The organism is Campylobacter sp. CNRCH_2014_2849 (genome assembly GCF_025772845.1).
GTDB classification, from domain to species: domain Bacteria; phylum Campylobacterota; class Campylobacteria; order Campylobacterales; family Campylobacteraceae; genus Campylobacter_D; species Campylobacter_D lari_D.
Genome location: NZ_JAKMSW010000047.1, coordinates 1 through 952, shown reverse-complemented (window position 1 = coordinate 952; position 952 = coordinate 1). Strand labels below are relative to the sequence as shown.

Genomic DNA, 952 nt, shown 5'->3' with positions numbered 1-952 from the left:
AGCACTACTAGCATAATATTTACCATCTTCAGACATAACTGCATATAAAAACATAGGAATATCAGAATTAGAATTACTGATATTAATACTATTATTATTTGCTTTAGAGCTTAGAGTTTGCGCAGCAATAATATTAATCTTATCATATCTTTTTTTATCTGTTACTCCTTGAGTAATACTTCCTTCTATATTTATACTATTTCTACTAGCTCCTTTAGTAGCTACCCCGCCATAAAGATTGATTTCATCTTTACCGGTAAAATTAAAATTGATTTCAAATGGCTTTTTCAAATTCATATAAATAACATTATCATTAGCCATACCATTATTAGTTATACCTGCATAAAAGTCTAAGAGTGCTTTTACTTCTATATTGGTATTTAATGCTAATAAGGTTTGTAAATCCTTAATAATAATAACATTTCTATATGCATTACCTTCTATAATCCTACCCCCATAAACTGCTCCTACTAAAATAGCATTGTATGCTAATGGAGTATTTTTAGTATCCACTCTTAAATCTAGTTTTAAATCATTAATAATTACACTATTATTGCTTACTTCATAGCTTTGATTGTTATTTACATCTACAAAAGCTCCTCCTAAGTGAGTAGCAGCTGATGTTGAATATGCTCCACTTGGACCATGGACTAATAAAGAAGCTCCATCTATAATAACCTTATTATTTTTAGCATTGCCATTATAAGTATAAGCTCCTACCACATGAGTCATTCTCTCATCAAAAATATTATCCCCTAAAGTGCTTTGTTTATAAGGAGTAGTATGAAAGTCTATCTTAGAGCCGCTATTTAAAATAACAGTATTGTTATTAGTATTAGCATCAACCCCAAAAGCACCTAAAATATAAGGAGCACCATTTAAAGGTAAGGTATAGGTGTTTTCAACACCCATATCCACATAGGCATCTTTTAAGAAATTTAAAGTATTATTA

1 pseudogene is annotated in these 952 nt (G+C 29.5%); it reads right to left on the bottom strand.

Going from position 1 to position 952, the window contains the following annotated elements:
• Window positions 1–952 (bottom strand): annotated as a pseudogene (locus tag L8X33_RS08625) (hypothetical protein); the annotation flags it as partial.